This is a genomic window from Bradyrhizobium sp. MI1.3, from assembly GCF_055811695.1.
Map to the genome: position 1 here is coordinate 1 of NZ_JBVVPQ010000152.1, position 5,480 is coordinate 5,480.

4 protein-coding genes are annotated in these 5,480 nt (G+C 65.3%); 2 read left to right on the forward strand and 2 right to left on the reverse strand.

The genetic code is table 11. From position 1 onward, the window contains the following. Positions 1-52: 52 nt before the first annotated feature. Both AC0L3A_RS39840 and AC0L3A_RS39845 read right to left on the reverse strand, forming a co-directional pair. Entirely contained in the window at positions 53-1,291 is a 1,239-nt protein-coding gene (locus AC0L3A_RS39840; RefSeq protein ID WP_473256483.1) for an ABC transporter substrate-binding protein, read from the reverse strand. Positions 1,292-1,405: 114 nt separating this feature from the next. Then, positions 1,406-2,332, reverse strand: a complete 927-nt coding sequence (locus AC0L3A_RS39845) for a class I SAM-dependent DNA methyltransferase (RefSeq protein ID WP_473256484.1) — start codon at positions 2,330-2,332, stop codon at positions 1,406-1,408. A 64-nt stretch (positions 2,333-2,396) separates the two neighbouring features. Between AC0L3A_RS39845 and AC0L3A_RS39850 the strand changes: the two genes are divergently transcribed. Together AC0L3A_RS39850 and AC0L3A_RS39855 are read left to right on the forward strand one after the other, a co-directional pair. Beyond that, a complete protein-coding gene (locus AC0L3A_RS39850; RefSeq protein WP_035993976.1) occupies positions 2,397-3,434 on the forward strand; it encodes a ligase-associated DNA damage response exonuclease in 1,038 nt (345 codons plus the stop codon). Further along, entirely contained in the window at positions 3,431-5,308 is a 1,878-nt protein-coding gene (locus AC0L3A_RS39855) for an ATP-dependent DNA ligase (protein ID WP_473256485.1), read from the forward strand. The genes AC0L3A_RS39850 and AC0L3A_RS39855 overlap by 4 nt, the downstream gene beginning before the upstream one ends. Positions 5,309-5,480: the final 172 nt, after the last annotated feature.

The following is a 5,480-nucleotide window of genomic DNA, read 5'->3' on the forward strand; positions in this document are numbered from 1 at the left end:
TCCAGCGCGTGGATGGCGCCGGCGCGGTAGAGGCAGCCGAGCGGAAAGCCGATCAGCGGCACCGAGGCGACATCGGCTTGTCGGAGATGTCCCAGTCCTTGCCGGTGAAGGTGGAGATGAAGAGCGTCTTCATCGGCGTGTAGTCGTCAGGCGTGTAGTCGTAGGTGACGCCGTCGAGGAAATAAGGCGAGTGGAAGCCTTTGAGGTTGGAGGCCTGCTTCAGCACGTTGGCGCGCGTGAGCTCGTCGCCGCAGCGGCGCAGGATCTCGCCCATGGTGACGGCCTGGCCGTAGCCGGCGAAGGCGATGGTGTTGTCTTGATCGATCGCCGGCGTGTACTTCTTGCGCAGCTCCTCGAACGCCATCACGTCGGGGTCCTTCTCCCATTTGGGCAGGCCGACCTCCTTGTTGTAGCGGATGGCGACGATGCCGGCGGCGTTCTCGAGGCCCGCTGCATTGAGGATCGAGCGGCCGGTCGAGCCGGCCGAGAGCAGCTGCAGTGGCTTCCAGCCGAGCTCGGCCACTTTCCGGATCGACTGCGACGACGCCTTGCCGGTGGAGATGTTGTAGAAGACGTCCGCACCCGACTTCGAGAGGTTGATGAGCTGGGAATCGACGGTCGGATCGGTCAGATCATAGGTCTGTTCCATGATGACCTGCGCGGTGCCGCCGGCATCGGCCAGCACTTTCTTGAAGGGACCCAGGAAGTCGCGGCCGAAATCGTCGTTCTGGTAGAGGATGCCGACCTTCGCGTTCGGCTTCACGCTGACGACGTGCCGCGCCAGGATGCGCGCCTCGGTCGGATAGAGCGGCAGGCCCGCCATGGTCCATTTGAACTCTTTCGGATTATTCCACTTCGACGCGCCGGTGTTGAGCAGCAGCTGCGGCACGCCCTTCGAGTTCAGGTATTTGTGCACGGCGGTCTGCGGTGCGGTGCCGAGCGAGCCGTAGAGCGCGAGCACCTCCTCCTGCTCGACCAGGCGCCGCGTCGCCTCGACGCATTTCGGCGCGCTGTAGGCATCGTCCATGGTGAGGAATTTGACCTTGCGTCCGTTGATGCCGCCCTTCTCGTTCAGCATCTGGAAATAGGCTTCGCCGACGCGCCCGAGCACGCCGTAGAGCGAGCCGGGGCCGGAATGCGGCACGGTCTGCCCGATCTTGATCTCGGTGTCGCTGGCGCCGGCATCGTATTTCTTTTCCGCGGCCCAGACATAGGGCGCGGGCAAGGTGGATGCCGCGATGGTCGCGAGCGCGGCGGCGCTGAAATCGCGCCGCGATGGATTCTTCGTCATTGTTCGTTTCTCCCTGGTGCGCGCATTGTGCTGGCATCGCCGCAGGGCTCGCAAGTGGGAAGTCACGGCTTTGCGACGCAATGACGCTCAAAGCGCCGCTTATAGCGCCTAAACTCAAGTTTTCTCGGCGACCACGACGAGTCCGCGCACCGGCTCGTTGTTCTCGGTGCGTGGCGAGGCCCGCTCCAATGTGAGGACCTTGAGGCCGGCCTGCGCCATCGCATCGCGCACATATTCCGCCGAATGGGCATAGCGCAGGCCTTCGCCGAGAACGATCCCGCTGCCGTCATGGGTCTCCAGCGTGAACGCAAGCACGCCGCCGGGCGCGAGCACGCGCCTGGCCTCACTGAGCACTGGCGCGAGATCGGGGAGATAGACGAACGCATCGGCAGCGACGACGAGGTTTGCGCTCGCCTCGCTCCTGCTGCGCAGGCCTTCGATCATGTCGGCGACTTCGAGCTCGGCATAGAGGCCGGTTGCGCGCGCCTCCTTGACCATGCCGGGCGACAGGTCGATGCCGATGAACTGGTCGACCTGTTTTGCGAAGGCGGCGGCCGCAAGCCCCGTACCGCAGCCGAGATCGATGGCGCGCTTGAACAGGGCGGGCTTCTTCGCGGCGACGCGGGCAGCCACCACCGCCTTGAAGATCAGCGAGGGCGCGCGATAGCCGAGATCGTTGATCAGCACGTGCTCGAAGCGCGGCGCGTATTGATCGAACAAGGCCTGCACATAGGCCTTCGGCATCTCCGACAATTGCGCATCGCCGAGGCGTATCAGATGCAGATGAGCGCCATGCTGATCGCCCGGGTCGGAATCGCGCGATTTGCGAAAGGCCGCAATCGCCTTGTCGCGCTCGCCGAGTTGCGCGCGGATTTCGCCGAGCGTGAACCAGGCCGAGGTGAAATTCGGCGCAAGCTCGATGGTCTGCTCCAGCAGGTCGGCGGCAGCCGCCAGATCGCCCTTGAGCTGGAGATCGCGCGCGAACTCGAAGCGGCGGTCGGCCATGAGATCGCCGGAGGTCAGGAACAGGCGCAGGGGCATTGGGGAACCAGGGAACGAAGCGGTGATGACTCGAAGATGCGGGGTCGCAACCTATATATCAGGCATGCGCCCGCAAGACATCCTGCTGCCAGTTGCCGCCGGCCTATGCTGCAAGCCGGGCGGCTTCCATATCGACCCCGTCCGGCCGGTCGAGCGGGCCGTGATCACCCACGGCCATTCCGACCATGCCCGCGCCGGCCACGGCGCGGTGCTGGCGACGCAGGAAACGCTGGACATGATGCGGCTGCGCTATGGCGAGAATTTCGCCGGCTCGACACAAGCGATCCGCTATGGCGAGGAGATCCGGCTCGGCGATGTCAGCGTGAAGTTTCACCCGGCCGGCCATGTGCTCGGTTCGGCGCAGGTCGCGGTGACCTGCAAGGACACCTGCATCGTCGCCTCCGGCGACTACAAGGATGCACCCGACCCGACCTGCACGCCGTTCGAGCTTGTGCCCTGCGACGTCTTCATCACCGAGGCGACGTTCGGCCTGCCGGTGTTTCGCCATGGCGATGCCGCCGACGAGGTCAAGAAGCTGCTGGCATCGGTGGCGCTGTTTCCGGAGCGCGCGCATCTCGTTGGCGCCTATTCGCTCGGCAAGGCGCAACGCGTGATCGCACTGCTGCGCCAAGCGGGTTACGACGTGCCGATCTATCTGCATGGCGCGATGGAGAAGATCACGCATTACTATCAGAGCCGCGGGATCGAGCTCGGCGATCTCAGGCCGGTGAAGGGCGTCAAGAAGGCGGCACTTGCCGGCACCATCACGCTGGCGCCGCCCTCTGCGACGTCCGATCTCTGGACCCGGCGGTTTCCCGATCCAGTCACGGCATTCGCCTCCGGCTGGATGCGGGTGCGCGCCCGCGCGCGGCAACGCGGCATCGAGCTGCCGCTGGTGATCTCGGATCACGCCGATTGGGACGGCCTCACCGCCACGATCGCCGCGACCGGCGCCGGCGAGATCTGGGTCACCCACGGCCAGGAAGACGCGCTGGTGCATTGGTGCCAAAGCAAGGGTTTGCAGGCACGGCCGCTCGATCTGGTCGGCTATGGCGACGAGGAGGAGACCGAGACGCCGCTCGCTGACGAGGCCGAAGCATGAACCGCTTCGCCGAACTTCTCGACCGCCTCGCCTACGAGCCCGGCCGCAACAACAAGCTGCGGCTGATCACGAGCTATTTTCGCGAGGTTTCCGACCCTGATCGCGGCTACGCGCTGGCCGCGCTGACCGGCGCGCTGAGCTTCAAGCACGCCAAGCCCGCGCTGATCCGAGATCTGATCGCGTCGCGCACCGATCCGGTGCTGTTCGGATTGTCTTACGATTATGTCGGCGACCTCTCGGAAACGGTGGCGCTGATGTGGCCGAAGCGGAATGCACACAAGGACGAATCTTTTCCGGGCTACCCCTCTCCCCCGCCCTCCCCCACAAGGGGGGAGGGAGCGCAGTTGCGCGCGGCGCTATCAGTGAGCGCGAAAGCTAACAGCGATTCCCAAAGTGATGGATGCACGAACCTCACCGTTCCCTCCCCCCTTGTGGGGGAGGGTCAGGGAGGAGGGTACCGCGGGCGAGATGCCAGCGATGCGCTTCATCCGAGCAACCACAACAATCCACCGCCGCCGACGCTGACCGAGGTCGTCACCACGCTGCGCACACTCGGCAAGACCGAGCTGCCAAAACAGCTCGAGCGCTGGCTCGACGAACTGGATGAGACCGGCCGCTGGGCCCTGTTGAAGCTCGTCACCGGCGCGTTGCGCATCGGCATCTCCGCGCGGCTGGCCAAGACCGCGGCCGCGGCACTCGGTGACAAGGACCCGCATGAGGTCGAGCTGATCTGGCCCGGTCTCGCGCCGCCCTATCTCGACCTGTTCGCCTGGCTGGAAGGCCGCGGCGACAAGCCGGTCAATCGCGATCCCGCCCCGTTCCGCCCGGTGATGTTGGCGCACGCGATCGAGGACACCGATTTCGCCGCGCTCGATCCCGCCGATTATATCGCCGAATGGAAATGGGACGGCATCCGCGTGCAGGCGGTGGCCGGCCGCGACGAGCACGACCGCATCACCGCGCGGCTCTATTCGCGCACCGGCGAGGACATCACCGGAAGCTTTCCGGATCTCGTTCCATCGTTGCGGCTACCCGGCGCCATCGACGGCGAGCTTCTGATCCTGCGCGAAGGGCGCGTGCAGAGTTTCAATGTTCTGCAGCAACGGCTCAACCGCAAGGTCGTGTCTCCGAAGCTGATCAAGGAGTTTCCGATTCATCTGCGCGCCTACGATCTGCTCGGCGACGACGAGAACGATTTGCGCGAGCTACCCTTTGCGGAGCGGCGCGAACGTCTGGAGACCTTCATCGGCAAGCTCGACGATCCCCGCATCGATCTGTCGCCCACCGTCGCCTTCGCAAGCTGGGAGGCGCTGACCGCCGCACGCGCCGATCCCGCGAGCGCCGGTGCGGGCGAAGACGCGGACGCCGTCGAAGGCGTGATGCTGAAGCGGCGCGATGCACCCTATCTGCCGGGACGGCCGAAGGGACAGTGGTGGAAGTGGAAGCGCGATCCGCACATCATCGACGCCGTGCTGATGTATGCGCAGCGCGGCCACGGCAAACGCTCGTCCTACTATTCCGACTACACCTTCGGCGTCTGGACCGCAGGTGCGGGCAGTGACGAGCTGGTGCCGGTCGGAAAAGCCTATTTCGGCTTCACGGACGAGGAGCTGCTCCAGATCGACCGCTTCGTGCGTCGCAATACCACCGAAAAATTCGGCCCCGTCCGCCACGTCGTGCACGAGCCGGACAAGGGCTTGGTGCTGGAGGTCGCCTTCGAGGGGCTGCAGCGCTCGCCGCGGCACAAATCCGGCGTCGCGATGCGCTTCCCCCGCATCAGCCGCTTACGCTGGGACAAGCCGCCGCGGGAAGCCGACCGGCTGGAAACGCTGGAAAAAATGCTGAAAGCGGGGGCGGCGGAGATTGAGGCGTGAAGCGTACTAGGTGCGCTCCCTCTCCCGCTTGCGGGAGAGGGTCGGGGAGAGGGTGCCTCCACATTGGGAATCCCCAAGAGGAGAGAGCCCTCACCCGCCTTCGGCGCGACCTCTCCCGCAAGCGAGGGCTTTGCTTAATTGGCCGAGCGGGAGTGAGGCTCGATATGGGGTA

Excerpts from the sequence above, each read along its gene's own strand:
- AC0L3A_RS39840 (WP_473256483.1), bottom strand. The coding sequence starts at position 1,291 with ATGACGAAGAATCCATCGCGGCGCGATTTCAGCGCCGCCGCGCTCGCG.
- AC0L3A_RS39845 (WP_473256484.1), bottom strand. The coding sequence starts at position 2,332 with ATGCCCCTGCGCCTGTTCCTGACCTCCGGCGATCTCATGGCCGACCGC.
- AC0L3A_RS39850 (WP_035993976.1), top strand. The coding sequence starts at position 2,397 with ATGCGCCCGCAAGACATCCTGCTGCCAGTTGCCGCCGGCCTATGCTGC.
- AC0L3A_RS39855 (WP_473256485.1), top strand. The coding sequence starts at position 3,431 with ATGAACCGCTTCGCCGAACTTCTCGACCGCCTCGCCTACGAGCCCGGC.